The sequence below is a fragment of the Escherichia sp. MOD1-EC5990 genome, from assembly GCF_002965285.1.
GTDB lineage: Bacteria > Pseudomonadota > Gammaproteobacteria > Enterobacterales > Enterobacteriaceae > Escherichia > Escherichia coli_F.
Genome location: NZ_PTRV01000003.1, coordinates 1 through 18,575, shown reverse-complemented (window position 1 = coordinate 18,575; position 18,575 = coordinate 1). Strand labels below are relative to the sequence as shown.

17 protein-coding genes, 1 tRNA gene and 2 rRNA genes are annotated in these 18,575 nt (G+C 49.3%); 16 read left to right on the top strand and 4 right to left on the bottom strand.

The window, feature by feature from the left end; translation table 11 throughout:
- Positions 1-145: 145 nt before the first annotated feature.
- The 9 genes from BEB42_RS04040 to BEB42_RS04000 all read left to right on the top strand — a co-directional run bounded on the left by BEB42_RS04040 (position 146) and on the right by BEB42_RS04000 (position 7,461).
- Positions 146-976: a DeoR/GlpR family DNA-binding transcription regulator gene (locus tag BEB42_RS04040; RefSeq protein WP_000843965.1), complete on the top strand. Its 831-nt coding sequence runs from the start codon at positions 146-148 to the stop codon at positions 974-976.
- 31 nt (positions 977-1,007) lie between these two features.
- Entirely contained in the window at positions 1,008-1,943 is a 936-nt protein-coding gene (locus BEB42_RS04035) for a sugar kinase (RefSeq protein ID WP_105267174.1), read from the top strand.
- 92 nt (positions 1,944-2,035) lie between these two features.
- Positions 2,036-2,278, top strand: coding sequence for a YhdT family protein (locus tag BEB42_RS04030; protein WP_001352900.1), 243 nt, complete (start codon positions 2,036-2,038; stop codon positions 2,276-2,278).
- Entirely contained in the window at positions 2,268-3,719 is a 1,452-nt protein-coding gene (panF, locus tag BEB42_RS04025; RefSeq protein ID WP_105267173.1) for a sodium/pantothenate symporter, read from the top strand. Before BEB42_RS04030 ends, panF begins: the two co-directional genes overlap by 11 nt.
- 11 nt (positions 3,720-3,730) lie before the next feature.
- The gene (prmA, locus tag BEB42_RS04020; protein WP_001145840.1) at positions 3,731-4,612 is read left to right on the top strand and encodes a 50S ribosomal protein L11 methyltransferase; all 882 of its coding nucleotides are present in this window, start codon (positions 3,731-3,733) and stop codon (positions 4,610-4,612) included.
- Positions 4,613-4,940: 328 nt separating this feature from the next.
- Positions 4,941-5,906, top strand: a complete 966-nt coding sequence (dusB, locus tag BEB42_RS04015; RefSeq protein WP_001219652.1) for a tRNA dihydrouridine synthase DusB — start codon at positions 4,941-4,943, stop codon at positions 5,904-5,906.
- A 25-nt stretch (positions 5,907-5,931) separates the two neighbouring features.
- Positions 5,932-6,228 (top strand): DNA-binding transcriptional regulator Fis, encoded by a 297-nt coding sequence (fis, locus tag BEB42_RS04010; protein WP_000462905.1) that lies wholly within the window; start codon positions 5,932-5,934, stop codon positions 6,226-6,228.
- A gap of 85 nt (positions 6,229-6,313) precedes the next feature.
- Positions 6,314-7,198 carry an adenine-specific DNA-methyltransferase gene (gene yhdJ, locus BEB42_RS04005; protein WP_105267172.1) on the top strand — a complete coding sequence of 295 codons (885 nt, stop codon included), beginning with the start codon at positions 6,314-6,316 and terminating at the stop codon, positions 7,196-7,198.
- A gap of 83 nt (positions 7,199-7,281) precedes the next feature.
- Positions 7,282-7,461, top strand: coding sequence for a DUF2556 family protein (locus BEB42_RS04000; RefSeq protein ID WP_105267171.1), 180 nt, complete (start codon positions 7,282-7,284; stop codon positions 7,459-7,461).
- Positions 7,462-7,463: 2 nt separating this feature from the next.
- Here the strand turns inward: BEB42_RS04000 and acrS are convergent, their stop codons facing one another.
- The gene (gene acrS, locus BEB42_RS03995; protein ID WP_105267170.1) at positions 7,464-8,126 is read right to left on the bottom strand and encodes a multidrug efflux transporter transcriptional repressor AcrS; all 663 of its coding nucleotides are present in this window, start codon (positions 8,124-8,126) and stop codon (positions 7,464-7,466) included.
- A 398-nt stretch (positions 8,127-8,524) separates the two neighbouring features.
- Here acrS and acrE point away from each other — a divergent pair, with 398 nt between their 5' ends.
- The 7 genes from acrE to BEB42_RS03950 all read left to right on the top strand — a co-directional run bounded on the left by acrE (position 8,525) and on the right by BEB42_RS03950 (position 17,855).
- Entirely contained in the window at positions 8,525-9,682 is a 1,158-nt protein-coding gene (gene acrE, locus BEB42_RS03985; protein ID WP_105267169.1) for a multidrug efflux RND transporter periplasmic adaptor subunit AcrE, read from the top strand.
- A gap of 11 nt (positions 9,683-9,693) precedes the next feature.
- Positions 9,694-12,798, top strand: a complete 3,105-nt coding sequence (gene acrF / locus BEB42_RS03980; RefSeq protein WP_105267168.1) for a multidrug efflux RND transporter permease subunit AcrF — start codon at positions 9,694-9,696, stop codon at positions 12,796-12,798.
- 252 nt (positions 12,799-13,050) lie between these two features.
- Entirely contained in the window at positions 13,051-13,272 is a 222-nt protein-coding gene (locus BEB42_RS03975) for a membrane protein (RefSeq protein WP_000825639.1), read from the top strand.
- Between the two features lie 429 nt (positions 13,273-13,701).
- Positions 13,702-14,727 carry an amino acid ABC transporter substrate-binding protein gene (locus BEB42_RS03965; RefSeq protein WP_000738584.1) on the top strand — a complete coding sequence of 342 codons (1,026 nt, stop codon included), beginning with the start codon at positions 13,702-13,704 and terminating at the stop codon, positions 14,725-14,727.
- Between the two features lie 67 nt (positions 14,728-14,794).
- The gene (locus tag BEB42_RS03960; RefSeq protein WP_001352898.1) at positions 14,795-15,976 is read left to right on the top strand and encodes an amino acid ABC transporter permease; all 1,182 of its coding nucleotides are present in this window, start codon (positions 14,795-14,797) and stop codon (positions 15,974-15,976) included.
- A 9-nt stretch (positions 15,977-15,985) separates the two neighbouring features.
- A complete protein-coding gene (locus BEB42_RS03955; RefSeq protein ID WP_001352897.1) occupies positions 15,986-17,089 on the top strand; it encodes an amino acid ABC transporter permease in 1,104 nt (367 codons plus the stop codon).
- 7 nt (positions 17,090-17,096) lie between these two features.
- Positions 17,097-17,855: an amino acid ABC transporter ATP-binding protein gene (locus BEB42_RS03950; protein WP_000078336.1), complete on the top strand. Its 759-nt coding sequence runs from the start codon at positions 17,097-17,099 to the stop codon at positions 17,853-17,855.
- 231 nt (positions 17,856-18,086) lie between these two features.
- On the opposite strand, the gene rrf (BEB42_RS03945) is transcribed toward BEB42_RS03950, so the two are convergent.
- From rrf (BEB42_RS03945) to rrf (BEB42_RS03935), 3 genes are all read right to left on the bottom strand, one after another.
- Positions 18,087-18,202, bottom strand: a 5S ribosomal RNA gene (gene rrf, locus BEB42_RS03945).
- Between the two features lie 39 nt (positions 18,203-18,241).
- Positions 18,242-18,317: transfer RNA gene (locus tag BEB42_RS03940), tRNA-Thr, on the bottom strand.
- Positions 18,318-18,470: 153 nt separating this feature from the next.
- A 5S ribosomal RNA gene (gene rrf, locus BEB42_RS03935) occupies positions 18,471-18,575 on the bottom strand; the annotation flags it as partial.

Sequence of the window (18,575 nt, the reverse complement as noted above, 5' to 3'; positions counted from 1 at the left end):
TGGAAATATTCATTTATTTTCAATGCATTAAGCTATTTTTGCTGCAATTTTTGCCCTATGCTTTTATTTTCGAATTGTCGATATTATTGAAGGGTAACTTTCAAAGAAAAATACAAGGGGCTATAGTGTTACGCATTAAAGGCCAATGAAGAGTGTTAACGTGCCGAGAAAATCGTCTAACCTACTGAAACGAAGATTAAAAATTGCAGAAATTGTTGCCACCCAGGGTGAAATCAAAGTTGATGACTTATCTGCTCAACTTGGTGTCTCTGGCGTGACGATCCGCGGCGATCTCAGTTATCTGGAGCAACAGGGATATTTAAAGCGTTCTTTTGGCGGTGCTATTGCAACCCCCCTCTCCTCTGAACCAGAAGCGATACAACCGATTGCGCCGTTGTCTCTGGCACAACAAATGGAAATAGCGCGACATTGCGCACGGTTAATTCGCGATCGTGACACGCTATTTCTTGGACATGGCATAATCTGCCGTAAGATCATTCCCTTGCTCAGCGAAGTGAAAAAACTGCGTCTGATCACCAACGATCCCGAACATGCGCTGCTGGCAAATCAGTTTATTGATGGCGAAATAATACTGGCTGGCAGTGAAATGCTACGCCCCGACACCGCACTGGCCGGAAAACCGCTCGAACAGGCACTTCAGCATTTCACCATTACACATAGCATTCTGGAAATCAGCCATCTGGATACTGATGGTACTTTAAATACCAACGCTCCCAGACTTGCCGCTGCCTGGCAGCTCTGTTTCGATAATGCCCAGAATAAGACGGTTATCGTTGCCGCCGATCCTGCGCCATCAACGGCTGCCATTGGACATTTGCATCAGGCAGAAAATGTGATCGTCAGCCGCAGCATTAACGAACAATATCAGCAACAATTGCAGTCGGCTGATTTCGTTATCCTTTATACCAGTAATGAGTGCTTTACCTGGTCCAATCGCGAAAGGCTTCAGGAATGAGAGGGGTTTTGTGACAATAACTATCTGCGCTATGGGCGAATTGCTGGCCGAGTTTTTGTCCCGCAACCCACATCAAAAATTCACTCAGCCGGGGGAGTTTATCGGGCCATTTCCTAGCGGTGCGCCTGCAATTTTTGCAGCTCAAGTGGCAAAACTGTCCCATCGGGCCATCTTCTTCGGATGTGTTGGTAATGATGATTTTGGCCGACTCATTGTAGAACGTCTTCGTCATGAAGGTGTCATTACCGATGGGATCCACGTGATGAACAATGCCGTGACAGGTACGGCGTTCGTAAGTTATCAAAATCCACAGCAGCGGGATTTCGTCTTTAATATCCCTAACAGCGCCTGCGGTTTGTTTACTGCCGAGCACATTGATAAGGATCTGCTAAAACAGTGTAACCATCTGCATATTGTGGGCTCATCATTGTTCTCATTTCGCATGATCGATGTCATGCGTAAAGCAATAACGACGATCAAATCGGCTGGCGGCACCGTTTCTTTCGATCCCAATATTCGCAAAGAGATGCTGAGTATTCCTGAAATGGCGCAGGCTCTCGATTATTTGATTGAATATACGGATATTTTTATCCCCAGCGAAAGCGAACTCCCTTTCTTCGCGCGTCACAAAAATCTGTCAGAAGAACAGATTGTTAGCGATCTTCTCCACGGCGGCGTAAAACATGTGGCGATAAAACGCGCCCAGCGTGGGGCCAGCTATTACAAGCTTAAAAACGGAACATTACACGCCAAGCATGTTGCAGGCCACGATATCGAAATAATCGATCCAACGGGTGCAGGCGACTGCATTGGCGCAACGTTTGTCACTCTTTTCTTATCCGGTATCCCGGCACACAAGGCGCTGCAATATGCAAATGCCAGCGGCGCGCTCGCGGTAATGCAGCAAGGTCCGATGGAAGGGGTATCCTCACTGGCTGACATTGAAGACTTTTTGCAGGAGCACTGAACGGCAATTTTCTGTCAGATTATTTTCCCTGCCTGAAGAGTTGCCGTAGAATTGCCCGTTTCTCGTATCCCCCCATGAGGAGGACCCCTTCCGTGGACACTCGTTTTGTTCAGGCCCATAAAGAGGCGCGCTGGGCGCTGGGGCTGACCCTTTTGTATCTGGCGGTATGGTTAGTAGCCGCTTACTTACCTGGCGTTACCTCCGGTTTTACCGGCTTTCCACGCTGGTTTGAGATGGCTTGCATCCTGACGCCGCTGCTGTTTATTGGACTGTGCTGGGCGATGGTGAAATTTATCTATCGCGATATCCCGCTGGAGGATGACGATGCAGCTTGAAGTGATTCTACCGCTGGTCGCCTATCTGGTGGTGGTGTTCGGGATTTCAGTTTATGCAATGCGTAAACGGAACACCGGCACCTTCCTCAATGAGTATTTCCTCGGCAGCCGTTCTATGGGCGGTATTGTGCTGGCGATGACGCTCACCGCGACCTATATCAGTGCCAGTTCGTTTATCGGCGGGCCAGGAGCTGCTTATAAATACGGCCTGGGTTGGGTATTGCTGGCAATGATTCAGCTACCTGCGGTCTGGCTTTCGCTCGGTATTCTCGGCAAGAAGTTCGCGATTCTCGCGCGCCGCTACAATGCGGTGACGCTGAACGATATGCTGTTTGCCCGCTACCAGAGTCGCCTGCTGGTGTGGCTGGCGAGTTTGAGTTTGCTGGTTGCGTTCGTTGGTGCGATGACCGTGCAGTTTATCGGCGGTGCGCGCCTGCTGGAAACCGCGGCGGGTATCCCTTATGAAACAGGTTTGCTGATTTTTGGCATCAGCATTGCGCTCTACACCGCCTTTGGCGGCTTTCGCGCCAGCGTGCTGAACGACACCATGCAAGGGCTGGTGATGCTGATTGGCACCATTGTGCTGCTTATTGGCGTGGTCCATGCTGCTGGCGGCTTAAGCAATGCAGTAGAGACGCTGCAAACCATCGATCCGCAACTGGTTACGCCACAAGGCGCTGACGATATTCTGTCACCTGCGTTTATGACGTCGTTCTGGGTGCTGGTGTGTTTTGGCGTGATTGGCCTGCCGCATACTGCGGTGCGCTGTATCTCTTATAAAGACAGCAAAGCCGTACATCGGGGGATCATCATCGGTACGATTGTGGTCGCAATCCTGATGTTCGGTATGCACCTGGCCGGAGCATTAGGTCGTGCAGTGATCCCCGCTCTCACCGTACCGGACCTGGTGATCCCGACGTTGATGGTAAAAGTGCTGCCACCATTTGCTGCCGGGATCTTCCTTGCAGCTCCTATGGCTGCGATCATGTCGACGATCAACGCCCAATTGCTGCAAAGTTCCGCTACGATCATTAAAGATCTCTATCTGAATATCCGTCCGGATCAAATGCAAAACGAGACGCGCCTGAAGCGGATGTCGGCGGTGATTACGTTGATTCTCGGCGCGTTGCTGCTGCTTGCTGCATGGAAGCCGCCTGAAATGATCATCTGGCTGAATTTGCTGGCCTTCGGTGGGCTGGAAGCTGTCTTCCTGTGGCCGCTGGTGCTGGGTCTTTACTGGGAACGCGCTAACGCCAAAGGCGCGCTAAGTGCGATGATCGTTGGCGGCGTGCTGTATGCCGTACTTGCGACCCTGAATATTCAGTACCTGGGCTTCCACCCTATCGTGCCCTCGTTACTGCTAAGTTTGCTGGCTTTCCTGGTCGGAAACCGTTTCGGTACGTCCGTCCCGCAAGCTACCGTTTTGACTACTGATAAATAAAGAGTTTTGCCATGCCTTGGATCCAACTGAAACTGAACACTACCGGCGCGAATGCTGAAGATCTTAGCGATGCGCTGATGGAAGCGGGTGCCGTTTCTATCACTTTTCAGGATACCCACGATACGCCTGTATTTGAGCCGCTTCCGGGCGAAACGCGCCTGTGGGGCGACACCGATGTGATTGGTCTGTTCGATGCTGAAACCGACATGAATGAAGTAGTGGCGATTCTGGAGAATCATCCGCTGCTCGGCGCAGGCTTCGCGCACAAAATCGAACAACTGGAAGATAAAGACTGGGAGCGCGAATGGATGGATAATTTCCACCCGATGCGCTTTGGTGAACGACTGTGGATCTGCCCAAGCTGGCGTGATGTGCCGGACGAAAACGCCGTTAACGTGATGTTAGACCCAGGGCTGGCGTTTGGTACAGGGACTCATCCAACCACCTCTCTGTGCCTGCAATGGCTCGACAGCCTCGATTTAACCGGTAAAACGGTCATCGACTTTGGCTGTGGTTCCGGCATTCTGGCTATCGCGGCGCTGAAACTGGGTGCAGCAAAAGCCATTGGTATTGATATTGATCCGCAGGCGATTCAGGCCAGCCGCGACAACGCCGAACGTAATGGCGTTTCTGACCGTCTGGAGCTCTACCTACCTAAAGATCAGCCAGAAGAAATGAAAGCCGACGTGGTGGTCGCTAACATCCTTGCAGGCCCATTACGTGAACTGGCACCGTTAATCAGCGTCCTGCCGGTTTCAGGTGGCTTGCTGGGCCTTTCCGGTATTCTGGCAAGCCAGGCAGAGAGCGTTTGTGAAGCTTATGCCGACAGCTTCGCTCTGGACCCGGTCGTGGAAAAAGAAGAGTGGTGCCGCATTACCGGTCGTAAGAATTAACCTTCGCATCGCCGTATGGTGACGCAAGGCGAAGTGCGAGCAAGGTCACAAAAGGCACGTTAATTTGCCGATTATTTACGCAGATTTGCGTGCCAAAATTTTCATTCATAAAGAAAAATTGAGAACTTACTCAAATTTCTTGGAGTGTAAATTTTAGTCACTATTTTCTAATATAATGATTTTTATGAGTAATTATCGCGCTAAGCTCATTTTAAATGCAATTCTTTGATCCATCTCAGAGGATTGGTCAAAGTTTGGCCTTTCATCTCGTGCAAAAAATGCGTAATATACGCCGCCTTGCAGTCACAGTATGGTCATTTCTTAACTCATGCGCATCGGACAATATCAGCTCAGAAATCGCCTGATCGCAGCGCCCATGGCTGGCATTACAGACAGACCTTTTCGGACGTTGTGCTACGAGATGGGAGCCGGATTGACAGTATCCGAGATGATGTCTTCTAACCCACAGGTTTGGGAAAGCGACAAATCTCGTTTACGGATGGTGCACATTGATGAACCCGGTATTCGCACCGTGCAAATTGCTGGTAGCGATCCGAAAGAAATGGCAGATGCAGCACGTATTAACGTGGAAAGCGGTGCCCAGATTATTGATATCAATATGGGTTGCCCGGCTAAAAAAGTGAATCGCAAGCTCGCAGGTTCAGCCCTCTTGCAGTACCCGGATGTCGTTAAATCGATCCTTACCGAGGTCGTCAATGCAGTGGACGTTCCTGTTACCCTGAAGATTCGCACCGGCTGGGCGCCGGAACACCGTAACTGCGAAGAGATTGCCCAACTGGCTGAAGACTGTGGCATTCAGGCTCTGACCATTCATGGCCGAACACGCGCCTGTTTGTTCAATGGAGAAGCTGAGTACGACAGTATTCGGGCAGTTAAGCAGAAAGTTTCCATTCCGGTTATCGCGAATGGCGACATTACTGACCCGCTTAAAGCCAGAGCTGTGCTCGACTATACAGGGGCGGATGCCCTGATGATAGGCCGCGCAGCTCAGGGAAGACCCTGGATCTTTCGGGAAATCCAGCATTATCTGGACACTGGGGAGTTGCTGCCCCCGCTGCCTTTGGCAGAGGTTAAGCGCTTGCTTTGCGCGCACGTTCGGGAACTGCATGACTTTTATGGTCCGGCAAAAGGGTACCGAATTGCACGTAAACACGTTTCCTGGTATCTCCAGGAACACGCTCCAAATGACCAGTTTCGGCGCACATTCAACGCCATTGAGGATGCCAGCGAACAGCTGGAGGCGTTGGAGGCATACTTCGAAAATTTTGCGTAAACAGAAATAAAGAGCTGACAGAACTATGTTCGAACAACGCGTAAATTCTGACGTACTGACCGTTTCTACCGTTAACTCTCAGGATCAGGTAACCCAAAAACCCCTGCGTGACTCGGTTAAACAGGCACTGAAGAACTATTTTGCTCAACTGAATGGTCAGGATGTGAATGACCTCTATGAGCTGGTACTGGCTGAAGTAGAACAGCCCCTGTTGGACATGGTGATGCAATACACCCGTGGTAACCAGACCCGTGCTGCGCTGATGATGGGCATCAACCGTGGTACGCTGCGTAAAAAATTGAAAAAATACGGCATGAACTAATTCAGGTTAGCTAAATGCTTGATTAAAAAGGCGCTACTCGGCATGGGGAAGCGCCTTTTTTATAAGTGTCACAAAGGGAGTGACCATGAGAACAGGATGTGAACCGACCCGATTTGGTAATGAAGCAAAGACCATCATCCAGGGTGATGCATTAACCGAACTTAAAAAGATCCCCGCCGAAAGTGTAGATCTAATCTTTGCCGACCCACCGTATAACATCGGTAAAAATTTTGATGGTCTGATCGAAGCCTGGAAAGAAGATCTGTTTATCGACTGGCTGTTTGAAGTGATTGCAGAGTGCCACCGCGTTCTGAAAAAGCAGGGCAGCATGTACATCATGAACAGCACGGAAAACATGCCCTTTATCGATCTCCAGTGCCGCAAGCTTTTTACCATCAAAAGTCGCATCGTCTGGTCATATGACAGTTCTGGAGTGCAGGCGAAAAAACACTACGGCTCCATGTACGAACCCATCCTGATGATGGTGAAAGACGCAAAGAACTACACGTTCAACGGTGATGCTATTCTGGTAGAAGCCAAAACCGGATCGCAGCGCGCGTTGATCGATTATCGCAAAAATCCTCCACAGCCTTACAATCATCAAAAAGTACCGGGTAACGTCTGGGATTTTCCGCGCGTGCGTTATTTGATGGATGAATATGAGAATCACCCGACGCAAAAACCGGAAGCCTTACTGAAACGCATTATTCTCGCCTCTTCCAACCCAGGCGATATCGTTCTCGACCCGTTTGCCGGTAGCTTTACTACCGGTGCCGTAGCCGCCGCCTGCGGGCGAAAATTTATTGGTATTGAGATTAACAGTGAGTACATCAAGATGGGGCTTCGACGGCTGGATGTCGCGTCGCATTACTCTGCGGAAGAACTGGCGAAAGTGAAAAAAAGAAAGACCGGCAACCTGTCAAAACGAAGCCGGTTAAGCGAAGTTGACCCCGATCTCATTGCAAAGTAAAGGAAGTGTAAGCCTGGTTTTCAGATTATTCATTTCGTGTATATTTCCTGCCAGACTTGGTTAAACATGCGCAGGCTCAGGTAATGATTCGCAAGTATTGGTGGCTCGTCGTTTTCGCTATCTCTGTTTTTCTGTTTGATACCTTACTGATGCAGTGGATTGAACTGCTGGCAACAGAAACAGACAAATGTCGCAATATGAACTCGGTTAATCCGCTAAAACTGGTTAACTGTGACGAACTGGATTTTCACAATAGAATGTAACTTTATACGATACCTAATTCATTTGTTTCATGAATTAATTTAGTTATGTTTTCATCTGGCATAAACATTCTTAATACATTATTGACTAATGCGGGTGCTTGTTTATAAAGATCATAACCCGCCATATTCATTAACCAGTTTTGAACAATTCCGCTGAAGGCACCATCAATAATAATCATCACAACATCTAAATCGAGATTATTTGCTATACAACCTTGTTGCTGACATGCCTGCAATACTTCGCGGAGAGTCTGCGGATTAAAGCCCATCTTTTCGCGTATCACTCCCTCTGCCAGCATCTCATCATTAAATTCACATTTGTGATATAAGATTTTCAGCAACGCCTGCTGGCGGGGAATTTTGGCAATATATTGCAAGCCAACAATCAATTTTTCACGCAATTGCTGAAACGGGTCATGCTCTAACCCAGCAGTCAAGTGATCCTGGATTAACTCCCGCAATGAAGGCTGTTGCAACCACATCTCATTAAACAGTTGGGTCTTGTTCTCGAAGTGCCAGTAGATAGCGCCACGCGTAACGTTAGCGGCGTCGGCAATGTCGTTGAGCGTCGTCTTGCTTACGCCATGCTGCGCAAACTGGGCGATGGCAGTTTCAATCAGTTCTTGCCGGGTCTTCAGGGCTTCAGCTTTGGTTCTTTTTGCCATGATTAATTATTCAGGAAATAAATATATTCGACACAGGATGAGAAAATAGCGAAGGTTAATCTATCACCTAATGTATATTTATACGAGAGGCTAATATTGAGTTGCTATAAATCGTCAAATAAATAACATTTATTATTTACCTAAAATACATTCACTCTATCAATATATATTTCAATTTACGAGGATTTGATTCTACCTCTTTCAACCCGCGTCAAAATAAAACAGTAAAATATTAATCTTTTTTTGTGTTTATGTGCCTTGAGACGCCAGTATTCATAACTATTCCTTACATCGACGAATGATAATTTGTAGGATAGCGAACTGTATTTTTCTTTCTGCGAGTTAACGCGTTGCCTTTTTGGGTAAATAACGCGCTTTTGGTTTTTTGAGGAATAGTAATGACGAAACATGCCAGGTTTTTCCTCCTGCCCTCCTTTATTCTGATCTCCGCGGCTTTAATCGCCGGTTGTAACGATAAGGGAGAAGAGAAAGCTCACGTCGGTGAACCGCAGGTTACCGTTCATATTGTGAAAACGGCCCCGTTAGAAGTTAAGACTGAATTACCAGGCCGCACCAATGCTTACCGTATAGCCGAAGTTCGCCCACAGGTTAGCGGGATCGTACTGAGTCGCAATTTCACTGAAGGCAGCGATGTGCAAGCAGGCCAGTCTCTGTACCAGATCGATCCCGCGACCTATCAGGCAAGTTATGACAGCGCGAAAGGCGAACTGGCGAAAAGTGAAGCCGCCGCCGCCATCGCGCATTTGACGGTAAAACGTTACATTCCGCTCGTGGGTACGAAATACATCAGTCAGCAGGAGTACGACCAGGCCATTGCTGATGCTCGCCAGGCCGATGCCGCCGTGATTGCCGCAAAAGCCACGGTCGAAAGCGCTCGCATCAATCTCGCTTATACCAAAGTGACTGCGCCAATTAGCGGACGTATCGGCAAATCTACTGTGACCGAAGGCGCTCTTGTCACTAATGGGCAAACGACTGAACTGGCGACTGTCCAGCAGCTCGATCCTATCTACGTTGATGTGACCCAATCCAGCAACGATTTTATGAGGCTGAAGCAATCCGTAGAGCAAGGAAATTTGCATAAGGAGAACGCCACCAGCAACGTAGAGTTGGTCATGGAGAACGGTCAAACCTATCCCCTGAAAGGTACGCTGCAATTCTCCGATGTTACCGTTGATGAAAGCACCGGCTCCATAACCCTACGTGCCGTCTTCCCTAACCCGCAACATACGCTTTTACCTGGTATGTTTGTGCGCGCACGGATTGATGAAGGCGTCCAACCTGATGCCATTCTTATCCCGCAACAAGGCGTTAGCCGCACACCGCGTGGTGATGCAACCGTGCTGATTGTTAACGATAAAAGTCAGGTTGAAGCGCGCCCTGTCGTTGCCAGCCAGGCGATTGGCGATAAATGGTTGATTAGCGAAGGGCTGAAATCTGGCGATCAAGTCATTGTCAGCGGCCTGCAAAAAGCGCGTCCGGGAGAGCAGGTTAAAGCCACTACCGATACCCCCGCAGATACTGCATCGAAGTAAGGCAATCTGACATGGCAAACTTTTTTATTCGACGACCGATATTTGCATGGGTGCTGGCCATTATTCTGATGATGGCGGGTGTACTGGCGATCCTACAATTGCCCGTCGCCCAATACCCAACCATTGCGCCGCCTGCAGTTTCTGTTTCGGCAAACTATCCGGGCGCTGATGCGCAGACCGTGCAGGATACGGTGACGCAGGTTATCGAACAGAATATGAATGGTATCGATAACCTGATGTATATGTCCTCCACCAGCGATTCCGCCGGTAGCGTGACAATTACCCTTACCTTCCAGTCCGGGACCGATCCTGATATCGCGCAAGTGCAGGTACAGAACAAACTCCAGCTCGCCACGCCGTTGCTGCCGCAAGAGGTTCAGCAGCAGGGGATCAGTGTTGAAAAGTCCAGTAGCAGCTATTTGATGGTGGCGGGCTTTGTCTCTGATAACCCAGGCACCACACAGGACGATATCTCGGACTATGTGGCCTCTAACGTTAAAGATACGCTTAGCCGTCTGAATGGCGTCGGTGACGTACAGCTTTTCGGCGCACAGTATGCGATGCGTATCTGGTTGGACGCCGATCTGCTAAACAAATATAAACTGACGCCGGTTGATGTGATTAACCAGTTGAAGGTACAGAACGATCAGATCGCTGCCGGACAGTTGGGCGGAACGCCAGCGTTACCAGGGCAACAGTTGAACGCCTCGATTATTGCTCAGACGCGGTTAAAAAATCCGGAAGAATTCGGCAAAGTGACCCTGCGCGTAAACAGTGACGGCTCGGTGGTACGCCTGAAAGATGTCGCACGGGTTGAACTTGGCGGTGAAAACTATAACGTTATCGCTCGCATCAACGGTAAACCGGCGGCGGGCCTGGGTATTAAGCTGGCAACCGGCGCGAATGCTCTCGATACCGCGAAAGCCATTAAGGCAAAACTGGCGGAATTACAGCCATTCTTCCCGCAGGGAATGAAGGTTCTCTACCCTTATGACACCACACCATTCGTCCAGCTTTCTATTCACGAAGTGGTAAAAACGCTGTTCGAAGCCATTATGCTGGTGTTCCTGGTGATGTATCTGTTCTTGCAGAATATGCGAGCAACGCTGATCCCCACCATTGCGGTACCCGTGGTGTTGTTAGGGACGTTTGCCATCCTCGCCGCTTTTGGTTACTCCATCAATACACTAACTATGTTCGGGATGGTGCTTGCCATCGGGCTGCTCGTCGATGATGCGATAGTGGTGGTGGAGAACGTCGAGCGCGTGATGATGGAGGATAAGCTCCCGCCAAAAGAAGCGACGGAAAAATCAATGTCGCAAATCCAGGGCGCACTGGTGGGTATCGCGATGGTGCTGTCAGCGGTATTTATTCCAATGGCATTCTTCGGCGGTTCTACTGGGGCAATTTACCGCCAGTTCTCTATCACCATCGTTTCGGCAATGGCGCTTTCTGTTCTGGTGGCATTGATTCTTACCCCAGCGTTATGTGCAACACTGCTCAAACCCGTCTCTGCTGAGCATCACGAAAATAAGGGCGGTTTCTTCGGCTGGTTTAATACCACCTTCGATCATAGCGTTAACCACTACACCAACAGCGTCGGCAAAATCCTCGGTTCCACAGGACGATATTTACTGATCTATGCACTAATTGTTGCTGGAATGGTGGTGTTGTTTTTACGTCTTCCGTCTTCCTTCTTACCTGAAGAGGATCAGGGTGTCTTTCTGACTATGATTCAGTTACCCGCTGGCGCGACGCAAGAGCGGACGCAAAAAGTGTTGGATCAAGTGACGGATTACTATCTGAAGAACGAGAAAGCGAACGTAGAAAGTGTCTTTACGGTTAACGGCTTTAGCTTCAGCGGCCAGGCACAAAATGCCGGTATGGCTTTCGTCAGTCTGAAACCGTGGGAAGAGCGTAGTGGTGACGAAAACAGTGCGGAAGCGGTAATCCATCGTGCCAAAATGGAATTGGGCAAGATCCGCGACGGTTTTGTCATTCCATTCAATATGCCAGCCATTGTTGAACTGGGCACGGCAACGGGTTTCGACTTTGAGTTAATTGATCAGGCTGGGCTGGGTCACGATGCCCTGACCCAGGCCCGTAACCAGTTGCTTGGCATGGCGGCGCAACATCCTGCCAGCTTAGTCAGCGTGCGTCCTAATGGTCTGGAAGACACCGCGCAGTTTAAACTGGAAGTTGACCAGGAAAAGGCGCAGGCATTAGGTGTTTCACTTTCTGACATCAATCAGACCATTTCAACGGCGTTGGGTGGGACTTACGTTAACGACTTCATTGACCGTGGTCGCGTGAAAAAGGTGTATGTTCAGGCGGATGCCAAATTCCGTATGCTGCCAGAAGATGTCGATAAACTTTATGTCCGCAGCGCCAACGGCGAAATGGTGCCATTCTCTGCCTTTACCACTGCACATTGGGTGTATGGCTCTCCGCGACTGGAGCGCTACAACGGTCTGCCGTCAATGGAGATTCAGGGGGAAGCCGCGCCAGGAACCAGTTCCGGCGATGCCATGGCGTTGATGGAAAACCTTGCAGCACAATTACCAGCTGGCATTGGTTATGACTGGACGGGTATGTCATATCAGGAACGCTTATCGGGAAACCAAGCTCCCGCTCTGGTAGCAATTTCCTTTGTGGTTGTTTTCCTGTGCCTTGCTGCACTCTATGAAAGCTGGTCAATTCCTGTCTCGGTTATGTTAGTCGTGCCGTTAGGGATTGTCGGCGTGCTACTGGCGGCGACACTCTTTAATCAAAAAAATGACGTCTACTTTATGGTGGGCTTGCTAACGACAATTGGCTTGTCGGCCAAAAACGCTATTTTGATTGTTGAGTTCGCTAAAGATCTCATGGAGAAAGAGGGTAAAGGTGTTGTTGAAGCGACACTGGTGGCAGTACGTATGCGTCTGCGTCCTATCCTGATGACCTCTCTCGCCTTTATTCTCGGCGTATTACCGCTAGCTATCAGTAACGGTGCCGGCAGTGGCGCGCAGAACGCAGTAGGTATCGGGGTAATGGGCGGGATGGTCTCTGCAACGTTGCTGGCAATCTTCTTCGTGCCGGTGTTCTTTGTGGTTATCCGCCGTTGCTTTAAAGGATAAATCAGAAACATAAAGGCGCTTTCGGGTGCCTTTATTATTTTCAGTGAAACCCATAAAAATTAATAAGATATTCTTCTACTCACTCTTTAAAAACTTTCTATAGTTCCCGCTCCCTTCACTATTTTTACAATTCACATAATTTGTCATTATTCATGCCGCAAGATTTATAACCTCCAGTGATAAAATGGCATTCAGCTCGTTAATAAGAGAGTTAACTTATTAAGCGTTAGCGTTTATTACTGAGGTAACACCATGAAAAGATTAATTCCTGTAGCATTGCTCACCGCATTGCTGGCGGGCTGTGCTCACGATTCGCCCTGCGTTCCGGTTTATGACGATCAGGGTCGACTGGTTCACACCAATACCTGTATGAAAGGCACGACTCAGGATAACTGGGAAACGGCTGGGGCTATTGCTGGCGGGGCAGCAGCTGTTGCTGGCCTGACGATGGGGATCATCGCTCTGTCGAAATAACTGAACAGGGCGCGGAGTACCGCGCTCTGTTTAACGATACAGTATCTCTCCATAAGATAAAATATTGCTATATTCTGCTGGGTAATTCCCTACTGATTTAGCATGTTATATCGCGTTATTTCGCTGCTTTCGAAATAACGCATCAATTTAATTTTCACACTTCCTACCAGAAATATACTCACGCTAACAATCATTATTCTGCTTAGTAAAAATGCGTAAATATTTTGCGCCAAAATGTGGCGCATGTTTCATTTTCGCACCATTGCGGGGCGCTGTTTTTATTATTTCCTGTCTACACTCAGCTTATTGCGACGCGAAATCGTGCGCAAAAGCTGGCACTACTTTTGCTTATAAGAGGATGGCCACAGACAGGTAAAAGACGTTTCCCAAACGTCCTATAACGATAATTTTCGCCTCACAGGAAGCATTATGAAAAAGATGATGATAGCCACACTGGCTGCCGCCAGCGTGCTGCTTGCCGTTGCAAATCAGGCGCATGCTGGCGCGACGCTTGATGCCGTTCAGAAAAAAGGTTTTGTGCAATGCGGGATCAGTGATGGATTACCTGGGTTCTCTTATGCCGATGCTGACGGTAAGTTTTCAGGTATTGATGTAGATGTTTGTCGTGGTGTTGCGGCAGCTGTATTTGGTGACGACACGAAAGTGAAATATACCCCGCTCACTGCAAAAGAACGCTTCACGGCTTTACAGTCAGGGGAGGTGGATTTGCTCTCCCGTAATACGACCTGGACTTCCTCTCGCGATGCCGGTATGGGAATGGCATTTACTGGCGTCACTTATTATGACGGCATTGGTTTCCTGACGCACGATAAAGCGGGATTAAAAAGCGCGAAAGAACTTGATGGCGCAACAGTCTGTATTCAGGCGGGTACTGATACCGAACTCAACGTCGCCGATTACTTCAAGGCAAACAATATGAAGTACACACCAGTGACTTTCGATCGCTCTGACGAATCCGCGAAGGCACTGGAATCTGGTCGCTGCGATACGCTGGCCTCGGATCAATCACAACTGTATGCCCTGCGCATCAAATTAAGCAACCCAGCTGAATGGATTGTTTTACCGGAAGTTATCTCTAAAGAACCGCTTGGGCCGGTAGTTCGTCGTGGCGATGATGAATGGTTCTCTATAGTGCGCTGGACGCTTTTCGCCATGCTGAATGCTGAAGAGATGGGCGTTAATTCGCAAAACGTTGATGAAAAAGCGGCTAATCCTGCAACGCCTGATATGGCGCATCTGCTGGGTAAAGAGGGCGATTACGGTAAAGATCTGAAGCTGGATAATAAATGGGCTTACAACATCATCAAACAGGTGGGTAATTACTCGGAAATTTTTGAGCGTAACGTAGGTTCAGAAAGCCCCCTGAAGATTAAACGTGGGCAAAATAATCTCTGGAATAACGGCGGTATTCAGTACGCGCCGCCCGTGCGTTAAGTCGGTGTGAGGTAACGAGCGTCGCTACGGCGGCGCTCTCTTCAGCGTTATGCTTTCCGAGGTTTCTATGTCTCATCGCCGCTCAACCGTTAAAGGCTCACTCTCCTTTGCCAACCCTACGGTTCGCGCCTGGTTATTCCAGATCCTTGCCGTTGTTGCTGTTGTCGGCATTGTTGGTTGGCTATTTCACAACACTGTGACGAATCTCAGTAATCGTGGCATTACTTCGGGTTTTGCCTTTCTGGATCGCGGCGCTGGCTTCGGTATTGTCCAGCATTTGATCGATTACCAGCAGGGTGATACCTACGGACGCGTTTTCATTGTTGGCTTACTCAATACGCTGCTGGTTTCTGCATTGTGTATTGTATTCGCTTCTGTTCTGGGCTTCTTTATCGGTCTGGCACGACTTTCGGATAACTGGCTGCTACGAAAGCTTTCCACAATTTATATTGAGATCTTCCGTAATATTCCGCCGCTACTGCAAATCTTCTTCTGGTACTTTGCCGTGTTGCGCAATTTGCCCGGACCACGCCAGGCAGTGAGTGCGTTTGATCTGGCCTTTTTGAGCAATCGTGGGCTTTATATTCCGTCGCCGCAGCTGGGAGACGGATTTATTGCGTTTATCCTAACTGTTGTTATTGCTATAGCCATTTCTGTTGGAATATTCCGTTTTAATAAAACGTACCAGATAAAGACCGGACAATTGCGCCGAACCTGGCCGGTCGCCGTTGTGTTGATCATCGGTTTGCCTTTACTGGCGCAATGGCTTTTTGGCGCAGCACTACACTGGGATGTTCCAGCCCTACGAGGCTTTAACTTCCGTGGCGGGATGGTTTTAATTCCTGAACTGGCAGCCTTAACGCTGGCGCTTTCGGTTTATACCTCTGCATTTATCGCCGAGATTATCCGCGCGGGGATCCAGGCAGTGCCTTATGGTCAACATGAAGCGGCTCGGTCACTGGGATTACCCAACCCGGTTACGCTACGCCAGATCATTATTCCTCAGGCACTGCGAGTGATTATTCCACCGTTAACCAGCCAGTATCTCAACATCGTCAAAAACTCCTCTCTTGCCGCCGCTATTGGCTATCCCGATATGGTTTCGCTGTTTGCTGGCACCGTGCTGAACCAGACTGGGCAAGCCATCGAGACGATAGCCATGACCATGTCGGTCTATCTGATTATCAGTCTGACTATCTCGCTGCTGATGAATATTTATAACCGCCGCATCGCGATCGTTGAACGCTAAGGAGTCATGATGACAAAAGTATTGCTGTCTCATCCCCCGCGCCCGGCGAGCCATAACTCAAGCCGCGCGATGGTGTGGGTGCGGAAAAATCTGTTCTCCAGCTGGAGCAATAGCCTGCTGACTATTGGCTGCATATGGTTGATGTGGGAACTGATCCCACCATTGCTGAACTGGGCATTTTTGCAGGCTAATTGGGTTGGCTCAACGCGTGCCGACTGCACAAACGCCGGGGCTTGTTGGGTCTTCATCCACGAACGATTTGGTCAATTTATGTATGGGCTCTACCCACACGACCAACGCTGGCGAATTAACCTGGCTTTACTGATTGGCCTTGTTTCTATCGTGCCAATGTTCTGGAAAATACTCCCGCATCGAGGTCGCTATATTGCGGTCTGGGCGGTGATTTACCCACTGATTGTCTGGTGGCTGATGTATGGCGGGTTTCTTGGTCTTGAGCGGGTTGAAACCAGGCAATGGGGCGGGCTGACGCTCACTTTAATTATTGCATCAGTTGGGATTGCGGGGGCGCTGCCGTGGGGGATCTTACTGGCGTTAGGTCGCCGCTCCCATATGCCGATTGTGCGTATCTTATCGGTCATTTTTATCGAGTTCTGGCGCGGTGTACCGCTGATTACCGTTCTGTTTATGTCTTCGGTCATGCTGCCGTTGTTTATGGCAGAAGGCACCAGTATCGACAAATTGATCCGCGCGCTGGTTGGCGTGATCCTGTTTCAGTCAGCATATGTTGCGGAAGTCGTGCGAGGCGGATTACAGGCGCTGCCTAAAGGGCAATATGAAGCGGCAGAGTCGCTGGCGTTGGGTTACTGGAAAACCCAGGGGCTGGTTATTCTGCCACAGGCGTTGAAGCTGGTGATTCCTGGGCTGGTAAATACCATCATCGCACTCTTCAAAGATACCAGCCTGGTGATCATCATCGGGTTGTTCGATCTTTTCAGTAGCGTTCAGCAGGCAACCGTTGATCCCGCCTGGTTGGGTATGTCGACGGAAGGGTATGTTTTCGCCGCACTGATCTACTGGATCTTCTGTTTCAGCATGTCACGTTATAGCCAACATCTGGAAAAACGTTTTAACACCGGGCGTACACCGCATTGAGGACACTATGAGCCAAATTTTACTGCAACCTGCTAACGCGATGATTACGCTGGAAAACGTCAATAAATGGTATGGGCAATTCCATGTTTTGAAAAATATAAATTTAACCGTGCAACCGGGAGAACGGATCGTTCTGTGTGGCCCTTCTGGTTCCGGTAAATCGACAACCATTCGTTGTATTAATCATCTGGAAGAACATCAACAGGGACGGATCGTGGTGGATGGCATCGAACTTAATGAAGATATCCGCAATATTGAGCGCGTCAGGCAGGAAGTGGGAATGGTCTTTCAGCATTTCAATCTCTTCCCTCATCTGACCGTTCTACAGAACTGTATCCTGGCACCGATTTGGGTACGCAAGATGCCTAAAAAAGAGGCTGAAGCTCTGGCGATGCATTACCTTGAGCGGGTGAGAATTGCCGAACATGCCCAGAAGTTTCCGGGACAGATTTCTGGTGGTCAGCAGCAACGCGTTGCCATAGCACGTTCACTTTGTATGAAACCAAAGATCATGCTGTTTGACGAACCTACGTCTGCGCTCGATCCGGAGATGGTGAAAGAAGTGCTGGATACAATGATTGGGCTGGCGCAGTCAGGTATGACAATGTTGTGCGTAACGCACGAGATGGGGTTTGCGCGAACCGTCGCTGATCGGGTGATTTTTATGGATCGTGGGGAGATAGTGGAACAAGCTACACCTGATGAATTTTTTGCGCATCCTAAATCGGAGCGTACGAGGGCATTTTTATCGCAGGTTATCCATTAAGTTGTACATGGATTCGAAACGCAAAAAGGCCATCCTTTCGGATGGCCTTTCGCTTGATTTGATGTCTGGCAGTTTATGGCGGGCGTCCTGCCCGCCACCCTCCGGGCCGTTGCTTCGCAACGTTCAAATCCGCTCCCGGCGGATTTGTCCTACTCGGGAGAGTGTTCACCGACAAACAACAGATAAAACAAAAGGCCCAGTCTTCCGACTGAGCCTTTTGTTTTATTTGATGTCTGGCAGTTCCCTACTCTCGCATGGGGAGACCCCACACTACCATCGGCGCTACGGCGTTTCACTTCTGAGTTCGGCATGGGGTCAGGTGGGACCACCGCGCTACTGCCGCCAGACAAATTCTTTTCTAATCTGCCGAACTTTAACCTAAAAAGTGGTGCTGATACCCAGAGTCGAACTGGGGACCTCACCCTTACCAAGGGTGCGCTCTACCAACTGAGCCATATCAGCACGCTTAATTTGATGCCTGGCAGTTTATGAATCACTTCGCGATTCACCCTTCGGGCCGTTGCTTCGCAACGTTCAAAAGCTTTCGCTTTTGTCCTACTCTCTTATCGAGTAGTGAACTGCCTCAAAGGTCAGTGCCATTCTTCGTAATTTGATGCCTGGCAGTTCCCTACTCTCGCATGGGGAGACCCCACACTACCATCGGCGCTACGGCGTTTCACTTCTGAGTTCGGCATGGGGTCAGGTGGGACCACCGCGCTA